Source organism: Vibrio renipiscarius, assembly GCF_000827885.1.
GTDB lineage: Bacteria > Pseudomonadota > Gammaproteobacteria > Enterobacterales > Vibrionaceae > Vibrio > Vibrio renipiscarius.
The window spans coordinates 96,207-116,072 of record NZ_JTKH01000005.1 but is presented as its reverse complement, the minus strand read 5'-3'; the positions used below and the strand labels follow the sequence as shown (position 1 = coordinate 116,072).

Here is a 19,866-nt window from a genome sequence, read left to right as displayed (position 1 = left end):
AAAAAAAAAGTATTTGTGGAGGCAATCTTGAAATACCACCCTTGTATGCTTGATGTTCTAACGTTGGCCCCTTATCGGGGTTACGGACAGTGCCTGGTGGGTAGTTTGACTGGGGCGGTCTCCTCCCAAAGAGTAACGGAGGAGCACGAAGGTGGGCTAAACACGGTTGGACATCGTGTGGTTAGTGCAATGGCATAAGCCCGCTTAACTGCGAGAATGACGGTTCGAGCAGGTACGAAAGTAGGTCATAGTGATCCGGTGGTTCTGTATGGAAGGGCCATCGCTCAACGGATAAAAGGTACTCCGGGGATAACAGGCTGATACCGCCCAAGAGTTCATATCGACGGCGGTGTTTGGCACCTCGATGTCGGCTCATCACATCCTGGGGCTGAAGTCGGTCCCAAGGGTATGGCTGTTCGCCATTTAAAGTGGTACGCGAGCTGGGTTTAGAACGTCGTGAGACAGTTCGGTCCCTATCTGCCGTGGGCGTTGGAAAATTGAAAGGGGCTGCTCCTAGTACGAGAGGACCGGAGTGGACGAACCTCTGGTGTTCGGGTTGTCACGCCAGTGGCATTGCCCGGTAGCTAAGTTCGGAATCGATAAGCGCTGAAAGCATCTAAGCGCGAAGCGAGCCTTGAGATGAGTTTTCCCTGGCACTTTAAGTGCCCTAAAGGGTTGTTCGAGACTAGAACGTTGATAGGCAGGGTGTGTAAGCGCTGTGAGGCGTTGAGCTAACCTGTACTAATTGCCCGTGAGGCTTAACCATACAACACCCAAGGGGTTTTGTAGGACTCAATGCAAGAACATGATTGAATGTGTGTGAGAACATAAGACAGCTTTCCGAATTAAAGAATTTGCTTGGCGACCATAGCGTTGCGGACCCACCTGATTCCATGCCGAACTCAGAAGTGAAACGCAATAGCGCCGATGGTAGTGTGGGGTTTCCCCATGTGAGAGTAGGACATCGCCAGGCTTTAATTTCGTTTTCATCTTTAGCCAAGTGAAGACAAGAAACACCGTTATTTGCATAGCAAATAACAACATCGTCAGTGTACTAATCTGATGATGAAAGAACGTGGAGAGATGGCTGAGTGGTTTAAAGCACCGGTCTTGAAAACCGGCGTGGGTTTATAGCCCACCTAGGGTTCAAATCCCTATCTCTCCGCCACATTCGAATAACCCCAGTCGAAAGACTGGGGTTTTTTCGTTTATAAGTCTTTAAAATATAGAGCATGCAATCGTCATCGATAGATTCAATGCGATAGCTTGACCGCCCTATCCCCTAAAGAGATACAATTTATCAACTCTCAACTCTCAACTCTCAACTCTCAACTCTCAACTCTCAACTCTCAACTCTCAACTCTCAACTCTCCTTTTGTTCAGGTATAAAAAAACCGACCCTAAGGCCGGCTATAAAACTTGATTGAGTTAATGGCTTAAACGCGCTTAGCTGCCATGTCGCGTAGGGCTTGTTTCTCTGCGTTAGACAAGAACGCCAACTCTAGACCGTTGATCTGTGCTTGACGAATTTGTGCTTGAGACAGGCCAGCTTGTGGTGCAGCAACTTCATATTCGTAAGGAAGCTCAATACCTTCAACTGCGGGATCATCGGTGTTTAGACAGGCTAATACACCATGCTCAAGAAACTGCTTGATTGGGTGAGTCGCGAGTGATTCAACCGTGCTGGTCTGGAAGTTTGAGGTTAGACATGACTCAATACCGATACGGTTAGCTGCTAGGTAATCCATAAGTTTCGGGTCTTGGATCGCTTTTACACCGTGACCGATACGCGTCGCACCTAGTTCATGTATCGCTTGCCACATACTTTCCGCGCCAGCGGCTTCTCCGGCATGCACGGTCACATTCAGTCCTGCATTTTTTACTTGAGCAAAATGTGTCACGAAACGATCACCCGGCTGACCTAATTCATCACCCGCGAGATCAACTGCAACGATGTGGTCTTTCTGTGAAAGAATCGCATCAAGCTCTTGCTGACAAGCGTCTGTACCGAATGTACGGCTCATAATGCCAATAAGGTTAGCCTTAACACCAAAGTCACGGACACCGGCTTGTACGCCATCGACAACCGCCTCTACTACGCCTGCAATAGGAAGATTATGCTTCATTGCCATGTAGTAAGGAGAGAAGCGAAGTTCGGCGTAATCGATTTGTGCATTAAGTGCGTCTTCCACGTTTTCATAAGCGACACGACGACAAGCATCGAGATCGCCCAAAACCGCGACACCCCAATCTAGCTTCGAGAGAAACGCGACAAGTGAAGGCTCTGCTTCAACAATCTGGACATGAGGTGTTAGGCCTACAATATCATTCGCAGGCAAAGCAATACCGAATTGTCGACCTAACTCAAGAATGGTTTGAGTTCGGATGTTGCCATCTAGATGGCGGTGCAAATCGGTGAGCGGTAAATTCTTCGTTATCATTATCATTTTCCAAACGGAGCAAGTTGAGCTAAGTATAAGAATCAAATCAGCAAGTGTCAGTAGGGGATGTGTTGAAATTCCCTCAATCTCGATGAAATTGACTTCATGTTAACGAAATTTGTTGAGTCATTATTTGAGGAAGGATTGATGCGGATAGAGTTCTCCGCATCAATGGTATTGAAGAGTTTGCGATGGATGAATCAATAGAGCTCTTTGAGCTTTCTGGTGAGCGTATTTCGACCCCAGCCCAATACTTTGGCTGCTTCTTGTTTATGACCATTGGTATGGTCGAGAGCGGCTTCAAGTAAAATACGTTCAAACTCAGGTTGTGCAACGTTCAGTATTTCAGCGTCGCCATTTTCGAGCGCAGTTTTCGCCCAAGTCGAGAGTTGCTGTTGCCAGTTATTACCCGTGGAGTTGGTCTGCATGGTTTTCACTTCAAGCAGCTCGGCTGGTAGGTCATTGGGCAGCACTTCACTGCCACTCGCCATCACGGTCAACCAGCGGCAAATGTTTTCTAACTGACGAACATTACCCGGCCAATCCAATTTAGCGAGGGTTTCAACCGTCGCTGGGTGAAGCGTTTTAGCATCAACACTGAGCTCTTCGGAAGCAAGTTGAAGAAAATGCAGTGCGAGTTTTTCGATATCTTGGCGACGCTCTCGTAGTGACGGAATTTGAATACGTATGACATTAAGACGATGAAATAAGTCTTCACGAAAATCGCTATCGGCCACTCGTTTTTCTAGGTTTTGATGGGTTGCGGCAACAATACGCACATCCACTTGTATCGGAGAAATGCCGCCAACGCGATAAAACTGACCATCGGCCAATACACGTAACAAGCGTGTTTGGATATCCAGTGGCATATCTCCAATTTCATCCAAAAATAATGTCCCGCCATTGGCTTGTTCAAATCGGCCTTGGCGAACACCATTGGCACCGGTGAACGCGCCTTTCTCATGACCAAATAGCTCTGACTCAATCAAATCTTTGGGAATTGCGGCCATATTGAGGGCAATAAACGGTTTTTTAGCGCGCGGGCTATGACGATGTAATGCATGTGCAACGAGCTCTTTGCCTGTTCCTGATTCACCATTAATGAGTACCGAGATGGAGGATCGAGATAGACGGCCAATAGCGCGAAACACTTCCTGCATAGCAGGTGCTTCACCAATAATTTCAGGTGTGGGCTCTATGTGATTACCGACTTTTGCTTGTTGCTGTCGTTGCTCTTGATTGTGTGCGATTGCTCGCTCGACTAAAGTCAGCGTTTCATCCACATCAAACGGTTTCGGTAGATACTCAAACGCGCCTTGTTGGTAAGCGTTGACGGCAGCATCAAGATCCGAGTGCGCGGTCATGATGATGACGGGTAAATCCGGTGAACGTTGCTGTACTTGATTCAGTAGCTCCATGCCGCTAATACCAGGCATGCGGATATCCGAAATCAGTACGTCGGGGGTTTCTCGCTCTAGGGCCAAGAGTACGCTTTCGGCGTCAGCGAAGGTTTCACATTTTATATTGGCGGATGACAGTGTTTTTTCGACTACCCAACGGATAGAACTGTCGTCATCGACAACCCAAACGTATCCTTTGCTCATTGTTTCTTCCTCGCAGCCGTGTGCTTAATAGTGCTCATTATGTGATGGGTAAAAATATGGTGAAGCAAGTACGGCCAGGCCAACTTTCAACATCAATTTTGCCTTTATGTTGGTCGATCAAATTCTGTGAGATGGATAAACCTAGCCCTGTTCCCCCTTCTCGACCGCTTACCATTGGGTAGAAGAGCGTATCTTGCAGGTCAACGGGAATGCCTCTGCCATTATCAATAACTTCAATTCGGGCCGCGAGTTTGTAACGCTGGCCATGAATGTTGGCCTGATGCACGGTTCGTGTGCGTAGCGTGATGGTTCCATGCGGTTGGCTTGATAAGATTTGTCCGGCATTACTAACGATGTTCAGCAGCGCTTGTTCTATTTGCTCAACGTCCATCAGTATGTCAGGTAAGCTCGGGTCATAGTCGCGTTCAATGTGGATCTGTTCGTGAGTGTCGAGCTCAACCAGTTGACGTACTTTCTCAAGAATCAGGTGCAAGTTTTCCGGTTTCTTTGTGCCTGGCTTTTGAGGGCCAAGTAAGCGATCGACAAGAGATCGCAGCCGATCGGCTTGCTCGATAATGATTTGAGTGTATTCCTTTAAGCTTTGATCCGGTAAACAGCGTTCAAGTAGCTGTGCTGCCCCTCTCAAGCCACCAAGAGGGTTCTTTATCTCATGAGCCAAGCCACGGACTAATAATTTGGCCGCTTGTTGTTGAGCGTGTTGATTAAGCTCTTGTGATAACCGGCGTTGCTGGTCAATTTTTCGCATTTCTACGAGCAGCAATATTTCTTTCTGCCATGAGATGGGGCTTGCGGTGACTTCGAGCATCAAGGGTTTGCCATCGACAATAAAGGTCACATCGCTATCGGTTATGCTTTGGCCACTTTGCAGTGGTTGGGAGAGTAGGTCTAAATCAAGCGAAGCATGTTGGATATGCTGGCTTAAAAGTGTCTTCACTAATCTTTTCGCGCTCTGCGAGAAAAGCTGTTCAGTGGCAGGATTGGCATAACGAATCTGTAGTGATTCATCCATGATCAAAATCGCCGTAACTTGGTGATTCAGTATTATTGTATTTAGCTCGTGATCCACTCGAGTCTCCCTGCTCGTCATGCTTGAAGCGATTGCACTATATTGGTGCAACAACTTCAAGTATGGCGCATTCCCTATAGAAGAGAAAGTAAAAGTGCAGCTCTAGAGGGCTTTGGGTTGAGGTTTTACTTTCTTAACCACAGCTCGCTGAAGATGTACCGTAATACTAGGAGAGGATGCAATTTGCTTGCCGCTTTGTTTCGCTTCAATACTAAGTTGATGTGTGCCGCGGTCAATATTACGTAGTGACCACGTTGGGGAGGTGGTTGGAGCGTGGTAAGGCTGATTATCAAGTAATAATTGTAGCTGTTCACCTGGGACAAGTTGGCGATTGAGCTCCGCACTCACGGTGAAGTTTCCATCATTGCTGCGGATTATTTCATCGTTATTTGGTTGTGTTATCTCGAGTGCCAGCGCAATTATTTTTTCTTTAGGCTCTGGATTTGAAGTGATGTCATCATCTTGGTTTAGATCGTCAATATCACCAAAATCTGGGGTTAATTCCTCTAATTCAACAGGAATAGGTTGGAAGTCTTGCAGTTTAACCGCAGATGCGTCTGTACTGTCGGGGGTATCGCTAAAATGTAAAACACCGTGCTCGTCGACCCAGGTAAACACAGTTTTCCCATTGTTAGCATAGATAGGTAAGCTAAAACTAAGGCATAGAAGGGACAATAAGATAGTTTTCAGCATCGCATTTCTCTCTTCTTTTTAGTCCGGTTGGTTGTTCACTAAATAGACTATAAACAAGAAGTTTTTTTGCTGCATATAAAAAAGGCCCGCCTGCGAGGCGAGCCTGATAATCATGTAATCTGATTACACTGAGTAGTAAAGTTCGAACTCAAGCGGGTGAGTTGCCATGTTCACTTTCTCAACATCTTGCATTTTAAGTTTGATGTAAGAGTCGATAAAGTCATCAGAGAACACACCGCCAGAAGTCAAGAATTCACGATCTTCGTTTAGTGCTTTTAGAGCCACTTCTAGTGATTCTGCTACTTTTGGAATCTCAGCTGCTTCTTCTGCTGGTAGGTCGTACAAGTCTTTATCCATTGCTTCGCCTGGATGGATCTTGTTCTTCACGCCATCAAGACCTGCCATTAATAGACAAGCAAACGCTAGGTATGGGTTCGCTGCTGGATCTGGGAAGCGAGCTTCGATACGACGCGCTTTCGGGCTTGGTACCACTGGGATACGGATAGAAGCTGAACGGTTACGTGCAGAGTATGCAAGCATAACTGGTGCTTCATAGCCTGGGACTAGACGCTTGTATGAGTTCGTTGATGGGTTAGCAAATGCGTTGATTGCACGAGCGTGTTTGATGATACCACCGATGAAGTTCAGTGCCATCTCAGATAGGCCGCCGTACTTATCACCCGCAAACAAGTTTTGACCATCTTTGTTTAGAGACATGTGTACGTGCATGCCGCTGCCGTTGTCACCAACAAGTGGTTTAGGCATGAATGTCGCTGTCTTGCCAAAAGCGTGTGCTACGTTATGTACAACGTACTTGTAGATTTGGATCTCATCGGCTTTCGCTGTTAGCGTGTTAAAGCGAGTCGCGATCTCATTTTGACCTGCCGTTGCTACTTCATGGTGGTGAGCTTCAACAACAAGGCCCATCTCTTCCATGATCAGACACATTGCAGAACGGATGTCTTGTGATGAGTCAACTGGAGCAACTGGGAAGTAACCGCCTTTCACGCCTGGACGGTGACCTTTGTTACCGCCTTCGAAATCTGCACCTGTGTTCCATGCCGCTTCCACGTCATCGATCTTGAAGAAAGAACCAGACATGTCGTTTGAGTATTTTACATCGTCAAACAAGAAGAATTCTGGCTCAGGACCAACAAGCACAGTGTCAGCTAGACCGGTTGCACGCATGTAATCTTCAGCGCGTTTCGCGATAGAGCGAGGGTCACGGTCGTAACCTTGCATTGTTGCAGGCTCAAGGATGTCACAACGGATGTTTAGCGTTGAATCTTCTGTGAATGGGTCAAGCACAGCTGATGTTGCGTCAGGCATCATCACCATGTCTGATTCGTTAATGCCTTTCCAGCCAGCAACTGAAGAACCATCAAACATCTTTCCGTCTTCAAAAAAGTCTGCATCGACTTGGTGAGAAGGGATAGAGATGTGTTGCTCTTTACCTTTTGTATCAGTAAAGCGTAGGTCAACAAACTTAACTTCGTTTTCTTGGATCAGCGATAGAACGTTTTCAACTGACATCTTGGATAACCTCCAGTGTTATTAAAGCGGTATTAGCTCGATTTGGGTAATCTAGCATTGATTAATCTTGAGTGAAGTTCATTAATCGATGCTGATTTTTACTAAGCCAAATTCGTGCCAAAAAAATTAATCCATTAATTTCAATGTATTATGTAAATTGTGGTGTATTTTCTTTATTTCCTTGCACCAAATTGGAATTGCCATGCACCGTAGTGGTGCAATAAATGCAAAGTGCACAATAATGAAGCAAAAAAAACGATTCCATTCAGCCGTCGTTTGAATGAGATGTCAACGACTTTACGATTAAACTGGAGAGCGATTTCCATTATTTCGTCGGTAATTTCGTTCAAGAAGGCGAGATTCTTGGCTATGCTTAAGCTGTAGAGGCGGGCTGAGCAAAAAGTTAGCTGCTTAAAACGCCTAATATTGTCGAAAACCTCAGGGATGGATCACATATTTCTAGGTTTTTCGCTAAAATCTGGTACATTACGGACGTTTTTTTAATCAAATAAGTGATGCTTGGCTGAATTCTATTCGCTGAGGGTCATTTCTTTTATAAGTGAATCAAAATCCATGGCTACTACACAGATTGATAAATTGAGAAATATCGCGATCATCGCGCACGTTGACCACGGTAAAACAACACTGGTTGATAAACTGCTACAACAATCAGGTACCTTGGAGTCTCGTGGCGAAGCTGAAGAGCGTGTCATGGACTCGAACGACATCGAAAAAGAACGTGGTATTACCATTCTTGCTAAGAACACAGCAATCAACTGGAACGACTACCGCATCAACATCGTAGATACTCCGGGACACGCGGACTTCGGTGGTGAAGTTGAGCGTATCATGTCAATGGTTGACTCTGTTTTGCTTATCGTTGACGCAGTTGATGGCCCAATGCCACAAACTCGTTTCGTAACGCAAAAAGCATTTGCTCACGGCCTTAAGCCAATCGTTGTAATCAACAAGATTGACCGCCCAGGCGCACGTCCTGAGTGGGTTATGGATCAAATCTTTGATTTGTTCGACAACCTAGGCGCGACTGATGAGCAGCTAGACTTCACTACTGTATACGCTTCAGCACTAAACGGCTGGGCAACAATGGAAGAAGGCGAAACTGGCGAGAACATGGAACCATTGTTCCAAGCAGTTGTAGACAACGTAGATGCTCCAAACGTTGACCGTGAAGGTTCACTACAAATGCAAATCTCTCAACTAGATTACAGCTCATACGTAGGTGTTATCGGTGTTGCTCGTGTTACTCGTGGTAGCGTTCGTGCTAACCAACAAGTAACTATCGTTGGCGCTGACGGCAAAAAACGTAACGGCAAAGTGGGCACAGTAATGGGCTACCTTGGTCTTGACCGTCATGAAGTTGAACAAGCTGACGCTGGCGACATCATTGCAATCACAGGTCTTGGTGAGCTGAAAATTTCAGACACTATCTGTGATCAAAACAATGTTGAAGCATTGCCACCACTATCTGTTGATGAACCAACAGTAACAATGACGTTCCAAGTAAACACTTCTCCGTTCGCGGGTAAAGAAGGTAAGTTCGTAACGTCACGTAACATCCTTGAGCGTCTACAAAAAGAACTTGTACACAACGTTGCACTACGTGTAGAAGAAACTGACAGTCCAGACCGTTTCCGCGTTTCAGGCCGTGGTGAGCTTCACCTATCTATCCTGATCGAAAACATGCGTCGTGAAGGTTTCGAGCTAGCAGTATCTCGTCCAGAAGTAATCATCAAAACAATCGATGGTGAGCTAATGGAACCGTTTGAAACGGTAACTATCGACGTAATGGAAGAGCACCAAGGTAGTGTTATGGAAAACATCGGCATCCGTAAGGGTGAGATGAAAGACATGGCACCAGATGGTAAAGGCCGTATCCGTATGGACTTCGTTATGCCTTCTCGTGGTCTGATCGGTTTCCAAACAGAATTCCTAACAATGACTTCTGGTTCTGGTCTTATCTACCACTCATTTGATCACTACGGTCCACACAAAGGTGGCGTAATTGGTCAACGTGCTAACGGCGTATTGATCTCTAACGGTATGGGTAAAGCGGTAACTTACTCACTGTTTAACCTTCAAGAGCGTGGCCGTTTGTTCGCAGAGCACGGTGATGAAGTATACGAAGGTCAGATCATCGGTATTCATAACCGTTCAAACGATCTAACAATCAACTGTCTACGTGGTAAGCAGCTAACGAACGTTCGTGCTTCTGGTACTGATGAAGCTCAAACGCTATCTCCAGCTATCAAGCACACGCTAGAGCAAGCTCTAGAATTTATCGATGATGATGAACTAGTTGAAGTAACACCTGTAAGCATCCGTATCCGTAAGAAACTACTTACTGAGAACGATCGTAAACGCGCAGGTCGTGCACCAAAATAATTAGTCGCTAGTCGATTAAATGAAAGGCTCTGATAATATCAGGGCCTTTTTTATGGGCGCGATTTAGCGAACAACAACGATCATAGAATGTTGAACACAAAAAAACAGGAATTGAGATGTTACCGATCATTATTACCGGTGGCCCAGGCGCGGGGAAAACTAGCTTAATTGATGCATTAGCGAATAAAGGGTATGCAACGTTTGCAGAGGTCTCTCGCACGCTCATTGAGCAGCAAGCTCAATTGGAGAATGGCATCTTACCTTGGCATGATTTACCGGGCTTTGCCGCATTATGTTTAGAAAGCATGAGCGAGCAAAAGCAACAAGCCGCTTTGCAGAGTGTGGCTTTTGTGGATCGCGCGATTCCCGATATTTGTGGTTATTTAGCCCAGGCAGGGCTAGAAATTGATGCGCATTATCGTGAGGCAAGTGCCGGCTACCATGGGCAGGTCTTTTTCTGTCGCCCACATCGAGACATCTATGTGCAAGATGAGGTGCGTCCATATCCGTTTGAAGGCGCGCTCGCGATCCACGATGCGTTAGTCGCGATTTATCAGCAGCTCGGTTATCAGGTCGTGGAAGTGCCTTGGGGAACCTTGGCTGAGAGGTGTGCTTTTATCGAGAGTGCCGCAGCACTCCCGATGACAATGGAAGCGTGATTATTGCGTTTGTAGTTTATTGAGAAACTTATCGGATTCGCTGATCGCTTGGTTCATTTGTTGAATCGCTTGTTCGATTTCTCTTTCTAGGCTAACAAATTCGCCTTGCAAAGAACCAATCGCACTGGCATTCAGGTTGTGTTTTAAGAACAACGTATTATCACGAAGTGCATTCAGAACCGGTGTCATGCGTTGCTCGGCGCGCTGCATCGCTTTAATCATGGTGTTGTAAGATGTTCGTGTCTCTCGTAGTTTTTGTTCACTAGAGCGACGTAGAGAGGCGTTGGTGTAGAGTTCTAGCTCTTGCTCCCATTCGGCAAATAACGCATCAGAGACGTCTTCAATGGCCGCAATTCGATCACTAACTTCTTGCGCCGCGCTCTCACTGGCTTCATATTTATCATTGATTTGGTTGTAAACGGTTTCGAGTTCACCACCGTCAAAATGGGTTAGAGCTGACACGGCATCGAGTGCGCTGGTAAACTCTTGCTGCGCTTCTTGTTGGGACACTTTAGCGTCTTCAACGCGATCGACCATGATGTCGCGCTTGTGCACACCGACTTGCTCCATCGCGGCATAATAGGTGGATTGGCATCCAGTCAGCGTCGTAAGAGCCATCAAAAAAGCGATAAAATAAGGCATCGTAAAGTCCCTTTAAGCGAATAATAACAGAATTAGGATGAATCAGATGATAGGGAGATACAAGTTGAAAATGGCCCCCTTCATGCAGCCGTGTATTCAATTTGCGCGCTACCTCTTAACGCGCATGTTGCACGATCGAATTAATGTTAACGCAGGCTATTTGGCCTACATCACCTTGCTTTCGATTGTGCCAATGTTGACGGTATTGCTTTCCGTATTGTCATCATTCTCTATTTTTGCCGATGTGGGCACCACGATTCAGGATTTTGTGATCACGCATTTTGTGCCTACTGCCGGCGATGCGGTGAAAAACGCCTTACTCGAATTTATCAGCAATACCGGAAAAATGACCGCGGTTGGCGGTGCTTTCTTATTTGTCGCGGCGGTGATGTTGATTTCTAACATCGACAACAACCTTAATTATATATGGCGAGTGACGAAAAAACGCCGGATGGTGTTTTCTTTTTCAATGTATTGGATGTTTCTCACGTTGGGGCCGATTCTCGTCGGTGCCAGTATTGCGGTGAGCTCATATGTCACCTCGCTGCGCCTATTAGACAGCCATGTATTGCTGACCGCTTATGATGAATTTTTGCGCTGGTTACCGTTGATTTTATCTTTCCTCGCGTTTGTTGGTCTCTATACGGTTGTGCCGAACAAAAAAGTGAAACTTTCTCATGCGATGATAGGCGCGCTGGTGGCGGCGCTGTTGTTTGAATTAAGTAAAAAAGGCTTTACCGTTTACATTACTCAATTCCCATCCTATCAAGTGATCTACGGAGCATTAGCCGCGATTCCAATACTGTTTATTTGGGTTTATTTATGTTGGCTGATCGTGCTGATCGGGGCGGAAGTCACGGCGGCATTGGGTGAGCAAGAATACTGGAGTGACGAGACAAGCGTGGTACACTCGAGCGGAAAATACCTAAGTAGTAAACAAGAAGGAAGTCGAAGTGATAGCTCTAATTCAACGAGTGAGTGAAGCAACGGTACGTGTTGATGGCGACGTTGTGGGTGAAATTGAACAAGGGTTATTGGTGCTGCTTGGTGTTGAAAAAGACGATGATGAAGCCAAAGCGAAACGTCTGATGGAGCGCGTTACCACTTACCGTGTGTTTGGTGATGAAGATGGCAAGATGAACCTCAACGTGAAGCAAGTGGAAGGTAAAGTCTTGGTGGTTTCTCAATTTACTCTGCCAGCAGACACCAACAAAGGGACTCGTGCAGGTTTCTCTCGTGGTGCACATCCGGTTGATGCCGAACGCTTATATGACTACTTCGCCGATCAGTGCGCAACCGTCTTGCCGACGGAACGTGGTCGCTTTGCTGCGGACATGAAAGTCTCGTTGGTCAATGATGGCCCAGTGACATTTTGGCTGCAGGTCTAGTCTGTTTTCTACTGCGGTAAAATCCGTATCAATCCATCGCCATAATAGCGCCAGATAAGCGCTTAATTGGCCGGCTCACCGGAGAGTGAGCGGCAATGAAAAAGGAATTTTATGTTTAAGCTGATTACGCCAAAAACAGACAATCAACTTAAAAAGTATTACCACTTTCGCTGGCAAATGCTGCGCGAACCTTGGCGTATGCCTGCGGGCTCTGAGCGTGATGAGTTTGATGCGATGAGTCATCATCGCATGATTGTCGATGGACGAGGGCGCCCAATGGCGATTGGTCGTTTGTATGTGACGCCCGATCACGAAGGGCAAATTCGCTACATGGCAGTGAAAAGCAATCGCCGCAGTAAAGGTATGGGGTCGTTGTTGCTGGTGGCGTTAGAGTCACTCGCTCGCCAAGATGGCGTGAAGCGCTTGGTATGTAATGCACGCGAAGAGGCGATCGACTTTTATGAGCGCAATGGCTTTGAGCGTCGCGGCGATCTTTCAGATGAACGCGGACCGACACGCCATTTACAAATGGTGAAGCCACTTGATCCAATGGCCAATGTGCTGCGCAAGCCGGAATGGTGCACTGAGTTGCAAGAGCGTTGGGCTCACCATATTCCAATTAGCGATAAAATGGGCATCAAAATAAACCAGTACACGGGTTATCAATTTGAATGCAGCGCGCAGCTTAATCCGAATCTCAATCCTCACAATACCCTGTTTGCCGGATCGGCATTTACTCTTGCGACATTAACCGGTTGGGGCATGGCGTGGTTGTTGCTCAAAGAGCGCGGCTTGCATGGTGACATCGTGCTAGCAGATAGCCGTATTCGCTATCGTCACCCAGTCGAGCAAAATCCTGTCGCACAAACCTCATTAGATGGCATCAGTGGTGATTTAGACCGTTTAGCGGGTGGCCGCAAAGCCCGCATCGTCATTCACGTGACGATTTACAGCGGTAAAACCGCAGCGGTTGAGTTCATTGGTACTTACATGTTGCTGCCCAACTATAAGTCAGTACTCGATTCTCGGTTGGATGTCTGAGCTTGCTCTCCAGAGCATGTGTCAAACAACTGATAGATTTTCGCGGTGATGTCCCACTGCAACGTTTGGCATTCACTTTGATTGCGAAGCAGTAGCGTTGCAAGTGAAGGTTGGGTGAGGTCGATGTGCCCAGCCATTTGCATACCTTGCTCTAGAGTTGGAGATTGAATGGTGATCCTACCTCGGTCAGCACTGATCGCGAGGTCATCCAATTCAAAAATCTGCTCAAGCTGACTTGGCTCGCCATGTTGACCGATACGGATGTGGCCCTGACGTAATGCCGCAGACACCGACCCATTCAGTGAATGGGCAAGCATCGAATAGTCACCCGCAAGCCCGGATAGCGCCATGTGTACTTCAGCCAGTGCGTTGAGGTGAACCGGCTGTTGGTATGTGTCTATTTGGCTATCGAGCGGTAGGCCATCTATCGTGGCATTGATCTGCCATGGCGCACTGAGCTTACTTCTGTCCCAGAAACCATCGGCTTCAATATAGCCTTGGTCAAGCGGCACAAACAAACGGGTAAGATGCCATTGTTTCTGATCGGCATTCATTTCAATCGTTGCTTGCGTGCTAAGGTGCTTATCAATACTGGCGCTATTGGCACTGGCGCTTAAATTGCCCTGCCATAATCCCAATTCCCCTTGCTGCTTAAGCACTAAATCCGTCGCATCGATATTAAGGCCTGAGATTTGCCAAAAGGGTTTTTGATTGAGTTGAATGATTTGCAGGTTATTCACGTCGAGCTGATCAATCGCCAAGTGCTGCAATGATTGCATCCACTGCCATGCATTCATGAGATCTTGCTGTGTTTCTTCAAGTAACTTGATACCAGAAAGCGACAACTGTTTTAGATGGACAGCTTGAGGGGATAGGTTTCCTTGCAGTTGCAGGCGACCTTGCAGCCAATCCGTATCAAGCTCAGAGACTTGAATGTCATTTGTTGATAAACGAATGGTAGCGCTGGGTTCTACCCATAGCTGATTTTTATGACGAATAGAGTCGGCATTAAACGAAATATAGCCGCCGTTTTGCTGCCACACGGATAGGCTTGGAGTGATTTTTTCTGCGGAGAGATCGAGATTAATCAAACGCATGCCCTGATAGGTGAGGTTACTCTTGAGGATATCTAGGCTATTAATATCGCGCACCCAGCCGGTCTGTCCGAGCTGTTGCAACCACGCTTCCAGCGGTTGTTCATCGGTTAAATTGAGCTGATCAATCGTAACATTGATCAGCGACCAACCTTGAGGGTACTGCTCTGCTTGGCCTGAAATTTGCGCACCATTCCAATCAAACGACGCCCCATACACCGTGCTGCTGTTTGCTTGGTATTGCGCATCGATCAGTAGGTTATCCAATGCGTGGCCTTTGACGTACAACTGTTCGGCAGAGAACTGTATATCGCCATAAGGCAAAACTTGCTGCTCATCTTGCCAAATAGGGTGATCGATTTGCAGGTTCACTCCTCGCGCTGACCAATCGGCAGCCGATAATTCACTTTGCTTAAAGGCGAGTTGACCAATATTGAATTGGCTCAGTACCGACCAAGCTTGCTGCGAGAGATTGAGTTTGGCTTGCTCAATGACAATGGCATCAAAGCGCCATGTCTTCTGTTGTGGCAATGACTGATGCAGCCACAATTCAACTTTAGGTAGGTAGAGTGGCGCATCATCACCGATGGTGAGCCCATGCAATGTGAGCTGTAAAGGTGGCGTAAATTGGGCTTGTTCAACCTGCATCGGCTGTGATGAGAATTGGGCTAAGGCTTCATTGACCACTTGCGTGGCATATTGGCTGCGCATCACGGCATAAAAACCCGCGATACAAAGGGAAATAAGCAGCAGCACCGCAAGCAACAAGTAGCGAAGTCTTTTTTTCACAAGGCCCAATCCATAATGAGGGTGAGTAATGATTCTGTCGGCAAATCAAACCATCTGCAACAAAAAAGCCCCTCATAGAGGGGCTGATAGTAGAGATTTAAGCAAGCGTCACTAATCTAGCTGTGGACCTGCGGCAACAAGCGATTTGCCTTCTGCATTGTCAGTGTATTTATCAAAGTTGTTGATAAAGCGCTGAGCAAGGTCGTGAGCTTTGCTTTCCCATTGTAGAGGGTCGACATAAGTATCACGTGGATCGAGAATCGCTGGATCAACACCTGGTAGCGCCGTTGGGACTTCAAGGTTGAAGATTGGAATGTGCGTTGTTTTCGCATTCTCAATCGAGCCATCTAAAATCGCATCAATGATTGCGCGTGTATCTTGGATAGAAATACGTTTACCTGAACCGTTCCAACCCGTATTCACAAGGTAAGCTTCTGCACCAGCTGCTTCCATACGTTTAACAAGTACTTCTGCATATTTGGTTGGGTGAAGCGTTAAGAACGCCGCGCCAAAACACGCTGAGAAGGTTGGTGTTGGCTCGGTAATTCCGCGCTCAGTACCGGCTAACTTGGCCGTAAAGCCTGATAGGAAGTGGTACTTGGTTTGCTCTGGTGTCAATTTAGACACAGGTGGTAGCACCCCAAACGCATCCGCAGATAGGAAGATCACCTTGTTTGCGTGACCGCCTTTCGATACCGGCTTAACGATGTTGTCGATATGATGAATTGGGTAAGAAACACGAGTGTTCTCGGTTTTTGAACCATCATCGAAGTTGATCGAGCCATCGTTACGTACCGTTACGTTTTCTAGTAGAGCATCACGACGAATGGCGTTGTAGATATCAGGCTCTGCCTCTTTCGACAGTTTGATGGTTTTCGCGTAGCAGCCGCCTTCAAAGTTGAAGACACCATCATCATCCCAGCCGTGCTCATCGTCGCCAATCAGCGCGCGTTTAGGGTCAGTTGATAGGGTGGTTTTACCTGTGCCAGATAGACCGAAGAAGACCGCAACATCACCGGATTCACCCATGTTGGCACTACAGTGCATTGATGCGATGTCTTTTAACGGCAAGAAGTAGTTCATCATGGCGAACATGCCTTTCTTCATCTCGCCGCCGTACCAAGTACCACCAATTAATTGGGTGCGCTCAGTTAGGTTGAATACGGTAAAGTTTTCTGAATTTAGACCTTGCTCTTCCCATTTCTGGTTCGTGCATTTTGCGCCATTCATTACCACAAAGTCAGGTTCGAATGTTGCCAATTCTTCTTCGCTTGGGCGAAGGAACATGTTTTTTACAAAGTGTGCTTGCCATGCCACTTCAGTGATGACTCGAATGCTCAAGCGAGTATCCGGGTTTGCCCCACAGTAGCCGTCAATCACAAATAGACGTTTGCCAGAAAGCTGATTGGTCACTAATTCTTTCAAATCGTTCCAAACGGCTTGGTTGATTGGTTTGTTATCGTTCTTAACTGCGTCCGATGTCCACCACATATGTTCTTCTGTTGTGGCATCTTTAACGATGTATTTATCTTTTGGGGAGCGACCGGTGAAAATACCAGTGTCGACAGCGATGGCGCCAAGTTCAGTGACTATTCCACGTTCGTAGCCTTCTAGATCAGCACGCGTTTCTTCTTCGAACAACATTTCGTAACTTGGGTTGCGTACAACCTCTTTTACATTATGAAGTCCGTGCTTGGTTAGATCAATTGTTGCAGCCTTTGTATGTTCCATAACGGTCATAGGTGCTCCTTGTGGGAAATTTTTGTAGGGATTTTGTAATAATGTTTTATTTTTCTCTGTTAACCATGCTAGCAACGAGGCTGGGATAAAACAGGGATGCAGTTCAAAAATTAACCATGATTTTTCTATGGTTTTAGGTAACTCGTCACATATTGCGACGGATATTTTATCGTGTAGGGAAAGGTATGCGCTAGATCAAATGGATTATTAATGAATAGAAATTAAGTATAGCGTTCGGTGCTCTAAACCTTGCAATTACTGGGCTTAGTTCACAAAAAAAGCCAGCATGATGCTGGCTTTTAAAGGAATTTACAGGCTTGTTAAGTTATGCAAATTAATGCACTACGTTGTCGCCGCCTAGTGCGTTGATAAACAGCTCAGAGACTTCAGGTTCATTGAATGAATATGTTGTGCCGCAGTAATCACAGTGTAAAGAAACTGAACCTTCCTCCGCTAAAATGTCATTTATTTCAGCACGATCAACGGTGATGATCGCCGCGCCGCTGCGCTCACGAGAGCAGCCGCAATGGAAGACAACCGGTTGTGGTTCAAATAGACGAACTTTATCTTGGTTGTACAGACGGTAAAGCAACTCTTCTGCTTCTAGGCCGAATAGCTCTTCATCTTTTACTGTGTTGGTCAGTTGCTCTAGGTGTTCAAAATCGTCAACTGAGCCTGTGCCATCTGGCATGATTTGAATCAGCATGCCCGCTGCGTGTGCTTTGCCGTTTAACTCACCAGTACGGATCCAAAGACGAGTTTTTAGCTGCTCAGAGTTCGCAAAGTAGTTTTCAATCACTTGAGTGAGGTTTTCACCTTCTAAGCCAACAATACCTTGGTAGCGTTCGCCTTTCTTCGGTTCAATTGTGATCACTAGGTAACCTTTGCCCATCATCTCATGCAAGGTTGCATTGTCTGCAATTTCACCATCCCAACGTGCAACACCACGGATTTTTTGATCGTGGTCGCCATTGATTACCGCAAGAGAAACAGGGCCGTCACCTTGCAGTTGAATGGTAATTGAACCTTCAAATTTTAACGTTGCCGTTAAAAGAGTGGTCGATACCAGTAGCTCACCCAGTAGCTTTTTCAGTGCAACAGGGTATTCCTTGCTCGCGATAATTTGTTGGTACGCTTCATCCAGTTGCACCATTTCGCCACGTACTGATAGGTCTTCAAATAGGTAGCGATTTAAAACATTGTTCTTGATTACAGTATCAGTCATTTGGACAGTCCGGCTTATTGATGTTTAAACTTAATGATATCGCGGCGCTGCTTTTTATCAGGGCGGCGTTCAGGGCTAGGGTTGTGAGCATTCAGCTTGCGTTGACGAGCGTATTCTTCACGTTTCGCAATGCTGTCAGCGGTTTCAGAATAAAGGGTTTGAGCTTCTGGTGCGCCACGACGATGGCCTGAGATTTGCTCAATAGTGACCGTTTTTTCTTCGTTGGCTTGACGTAAAGTCAGTACCGCGCCCACTTCGACAATTTTACTTGGCTTGCTGCGTTGCCCATTATAATGAACTTTGCCACCATCGACCATATTTCGTGCGATGGAGCGCGTTTTATAAAATCGTGCTGCCCAAAGCCATTTATCTAATCTTACCGCGTCTGTAGGGGAACCCATCTCACTTCTTACCCTCTAAATAGGTCAACTCTCGCCCTAACAATGGTGATGTAGTGCTCATTTTTCAAGGTAAGAGCTTAAAATATAGTTTTGACGGAGGCTGACGCCATCTTTTCCTATAGCACAATTATATAGTTTGTTAGAATTGATGATTGCTGGTCATATTTGTAGTGTTTTTATGCCTATATCGCAGTATTGAGTCGATGTGGGCACACCGTCATCAAGGAAATTCCGTGAAGCCGTTCAGCTTTAGTTCTCCCTATTTACAAAAGCTCATTGCTAATCAAACTCGCTTGAGTATTTTGGCCATGGTTATTTTGCTTTTGTCTGCCGCTTGGGTGGCCGGAAAGTTAGTTTGGTTTCCCTATCAACAAACTGATGTTACGCAATGGAAACCCACTCATCATGCCGCGGGCGCGGTGGCCTCTTCACGTCTCGATTTATCTTCTCTACACAACAGTCATTTGTTTGGTCAATACCAAGCCGAAATCGTGGCGCCCGTTGTGAAACCAAAATTGGAAGATGCACCAAAGAGTCGTTTGAATGTTGTCTTAGTCGGGGCGGTGACCAGTAGCGACCCATCGAAGAGTTTAGCGGTGGTTGCCAAAGGTGGTAAACAGGCCACTTATGGCGTCAATGAAGTGATAGAAGGGACGCGAGCTAAGTTAGTTCAAGTTCAACACGATCGCATTATTGTCGATAACTCGGGTCGTAATGAAACGGTGATGCTAGAAGGCCTAAAGTATTCAAAACCGGTAGTTCAAGAGCCACAACCGAGAACGTTAGATCAAAACACCAAAAACCAATTGGTTAAAATCCGCGCTGAAATCAGCCAAGATTCAAAGCAAATATTCCAATACATTGTCATGTCTCCGTCCAAGGTCGAGGGCGATTTGATGGGGTATCGTTTAAGTGCAGGTAAAAGCCGTCAATTGTTTGATGCTGTTGGCTTGAAAGATGGCGATGTTGCCACGCATTTAAACGGACAAGATTTACGTGACGATGGTGCGATGGCGTTGATTATTCGCCGACTGTCTGAATTAACAGAATTGAATTTGACGGTAGAACGTAATGGGCAACCTTACGATATCTATATCGAATTATAACACGCGCAGAGAGTTATCCT

16 protein-coding genes, 1 tRNA gene and 2 rRNA genes are annotated in these 19,866 nt (G+C 46.3%); 9 read left to right on the top strand and 10 right to left on the bottom strand.

Features of this window, described 5'->3' with window-relative positions; translation table 11 throughout:
• From OJ16_RS20150 to OJ16_RS03155, 3 genes are all read left to right on the top strand, one after another.
• A 23S ribosomal RNA gene (locus OJ16_RS20150) occupies nt 1-766 on the top strand; the annotation flags it as partial.
• Between the two features lie 91 nt (nt 767-857).
• Nucleotides 858-973, top strand: a 5S ribosomal RNA gene (gene rrf, locus OJ16_RS03160).
• A gap of 104 nt (nt 974-1,077) precedes the next feature.
• Nucleotides 1,078-1,168: transfer RNA gene (locus tag OJ16_RS03155), tRNA-Ser, on the top strand.
• Between the two features lie 268 nt (nt 1,169-1,436).
• On the opposite strand, the gene add is transcribed toward OJ16_RS03155, so the two are convergent.
• From add to glnA, 5 genes are all read right to left on the bottom strand, one after another.
• Complete coding sequence (gene add / locus OJ16_RS03150) at nt 1,437-2,441, bottom strand: adenosine deaminase (RefSeq protein WP_040987368.1); 1,005 nt, start codon at nt 2,439-2,441, stop codon at nt 1,437-1,439.
• 200 nt (nt 2,442-2,641) lie between these two features.
• A complete protein-coding gene (gene glnG / locus OJ16_RS03145; RefSeq protein WP_040987366.1) occupies nt 2,642-4,045 on the bottom strand; it encodes a nitrogen regulation protein NR(I) in 1,404 nt (467 codons plus the stop codon).
• A 37-nt stretch (nt 4,046-4,082) separates the two neighbouring features.
• Entirely contained in the window at nt 4,083-5,153 is a 1,071-nt protein-coding gene (gene glnL / locus OJ16_RS03140; protein WP_040987379.1) for a nitrogen regulation protein NR(II), read from the bottom strand.
• 81 nt (nt 5,154-5,234) lie between these two features.
• The gene (locus OJ16_RS03135) at nt 5,235-5,825 is read right to left on the bottom strand and encodes a DUF4124 domain-containing protein (protein WP_040987364.1); all 591 of its coding nucleotides are present in this window, start codon (nt 5,823-5,825) and stop codon (nt 5,235-5,237) included.
• A gap of 123 nt (nt 5,826-5,948) precedes the next feature.
• Nucleotides 5,949-7,358 (bottom strand): glutamate--ammonia ligase, encoded by a 1,410-nt coding sequence (gene glnA, locus OJ16_RS03130; RefSeq protein WP_040987362.1) that lies wholly within the window; start codon nt 7,356-7,358, stop codon nt 5,949-5,951.
• A gap of 573 nt (nt 7,359-7,931) precedes the next feature.
• On the opposite strand from glnA, the gene typA reads away from it, so the two are divergent.
• Together typA and OJ16_RS03120 are read left to right on the top strand one after the other, a co-directional pair.
• Nucleotides 7,932-9,761: a translational GTPase TypA gene (gene typA, locus OJ16_RS03125; protein ID WP_040987360.1), complete on the top strand. Its 1,830-nt coding sequence runs from the start codon at nt 7,932-7,934 to the stop codon at nt 9,759-9,761.
• A 116-nt stretch (nt 9,762-9,877) separates the two neighbouring features.
• Nucleotides 9,878-10,420, top strand: coding sequence for an AAA family ATPase (locus tag OJ16_RS03120; RefSeq protein WP_040987358.1), 543 nt, complete (start codon nt 9,878-9,880; stop codon nt 10,418-10,420).
• Here the strand turns inward: OJ16_RS03120 and OJ16_RS03115 are convergent, their stop codons facing one another.
• Nucleotides 10,421-11,062 (bottom strand): DUF2959 domain-containing protein, encoded by a 642-nt coding sequence (locus tag OJ16_RS03115; RefSeq protein ID WP_040987356.1) that lies wholly within the window; start codon nt 11,060-11,062, stop codon nt 10,421-10,423. It abuts the gene before it with no gap.
• Nucleotides 11,063-11,099: 37 nt separating this feature from the next.
• On the opposite strand from OJ16_RS03115, the gene OJ16_RS03110 reads away from it, so the two are divergent.
• The 3 genes from OJ16_RS03110 (at nt 11,100) to OJ16_RS03100 (ending at nt 13,491) form a co-directional block, all read left to right on the top strand.
• Nucleotides 11,100-12,044: a virulence factor BrkB family protein gene (locus OJ16_RS03110; protein WP_173424993.1), complete on the top strand. Its 945-nt coding sequence runs from the start codon at nt 11,100-11,102 to the stop codon at nt 12,042-12,044.
• Nucleotides 12,016-12,450 carry a D-aminoacyl-tRNA deacylase gene (gene dtd / locus OJ16_RS03105; protein WP_040987352.1) on the top strand — a complete coding sequence of 145 codons (435 nt, stop codon included), beginning with the start codon at nt 12,016-12,018 and terminating at the stop codon, nt 12,448-12,450. Before OJ16_RS03110 ends, dtd begins: the two co-directional genes overlap by 29 nt.
• Before the next feature lie 111 nt (nt 12,451-12,561).
• Entirely contained in the window at nt 12,562-13,491 is a 930-nt protein-coding gene (locus tag OJ16_RS03100; RefSeq protein ID WP_040987350.1) for a bifunctional GNAT family N-acetyltransferase/hotdog fold thioesterase, read from the top strand.
• On the opposite strand, the gene OJ16_RS03095 is transcribed toward OJ16_RS03100, so the two are convergent.
• The 4 genes from OJ16_RS03095 to hslR form a co-directional block, all read right to left on the bottom strand.
• Entirely contained in the window at nt 13,455-15,374 is a 1,920-nt protein-coding gene (locus OJ16_RS03095; RefSeq protein ID WP_040987349.1) for an AsmA family protein, read from the bottom strand. The genes OJ16_RS03100 and OJ16_RS03095 overlap by 37 nt on opposite strands.
• A gap of 111 nt (nt 15,375-15,485) precedes the next feature.
• On the bottom strand, nt 15,486-17,114 hold the full coding sequence (gene pckA / locus OJ16_RS03090; RefSeq protein ID WP_040987347.1) for a phosphoenolpyruvate carboxykinase (ATP): 1,629 nt from the start codon (nt 17,112-17,114) through the stop codon (nt 15,486-15,488).
• Between the two features lie 334 nt (nt 17,115-17,448).
• Nucleotides 17,449-18,324 (bottom strand): Hsp33 family molecular chaperone HslO, encoded by an 876-nt coding sequence (hslO, locus tag OJ16_RS03085; protein WP_152613815.1) that lies wholly within the window; start codon nt 18,322-18,324, stop codon nt 17,449-17,451.
• A 29-nt stretch (nt 18,325-18,353) separates the two neighbouring features.
• Complete coding sequence (hslR, locus tag OJ16_RS03080; RefSeq protein ID WP_040987343.1) at nt 18,354-18,740, bottom strand: ribosome-associated heat shock protein Hsp15; 387 nt, start codon at nt 18,738-18,740, stop codon at nt 18,354-18,356.
• A 233-nt stretch (nt 18,741-18,973) separates the two neighbouring features.
• On the opposite strand from hslR, the gene gspC reads away from it, so the two are divergent.
• Nucleotides 18,974-19,846 (top strand): type II secretion system protein GspC, encoded by an 873-nt coding sequence (gene gspC, locus OJ16_RS03075; RefSeq protein ID WP_040987341.1) that lies wholly within the window; start codon nt 18,974-18,976, stop codon nt 19,844-19,846.
• Nucleotides 19,847-19,866 lie beyond the last annotated feature (20 nt).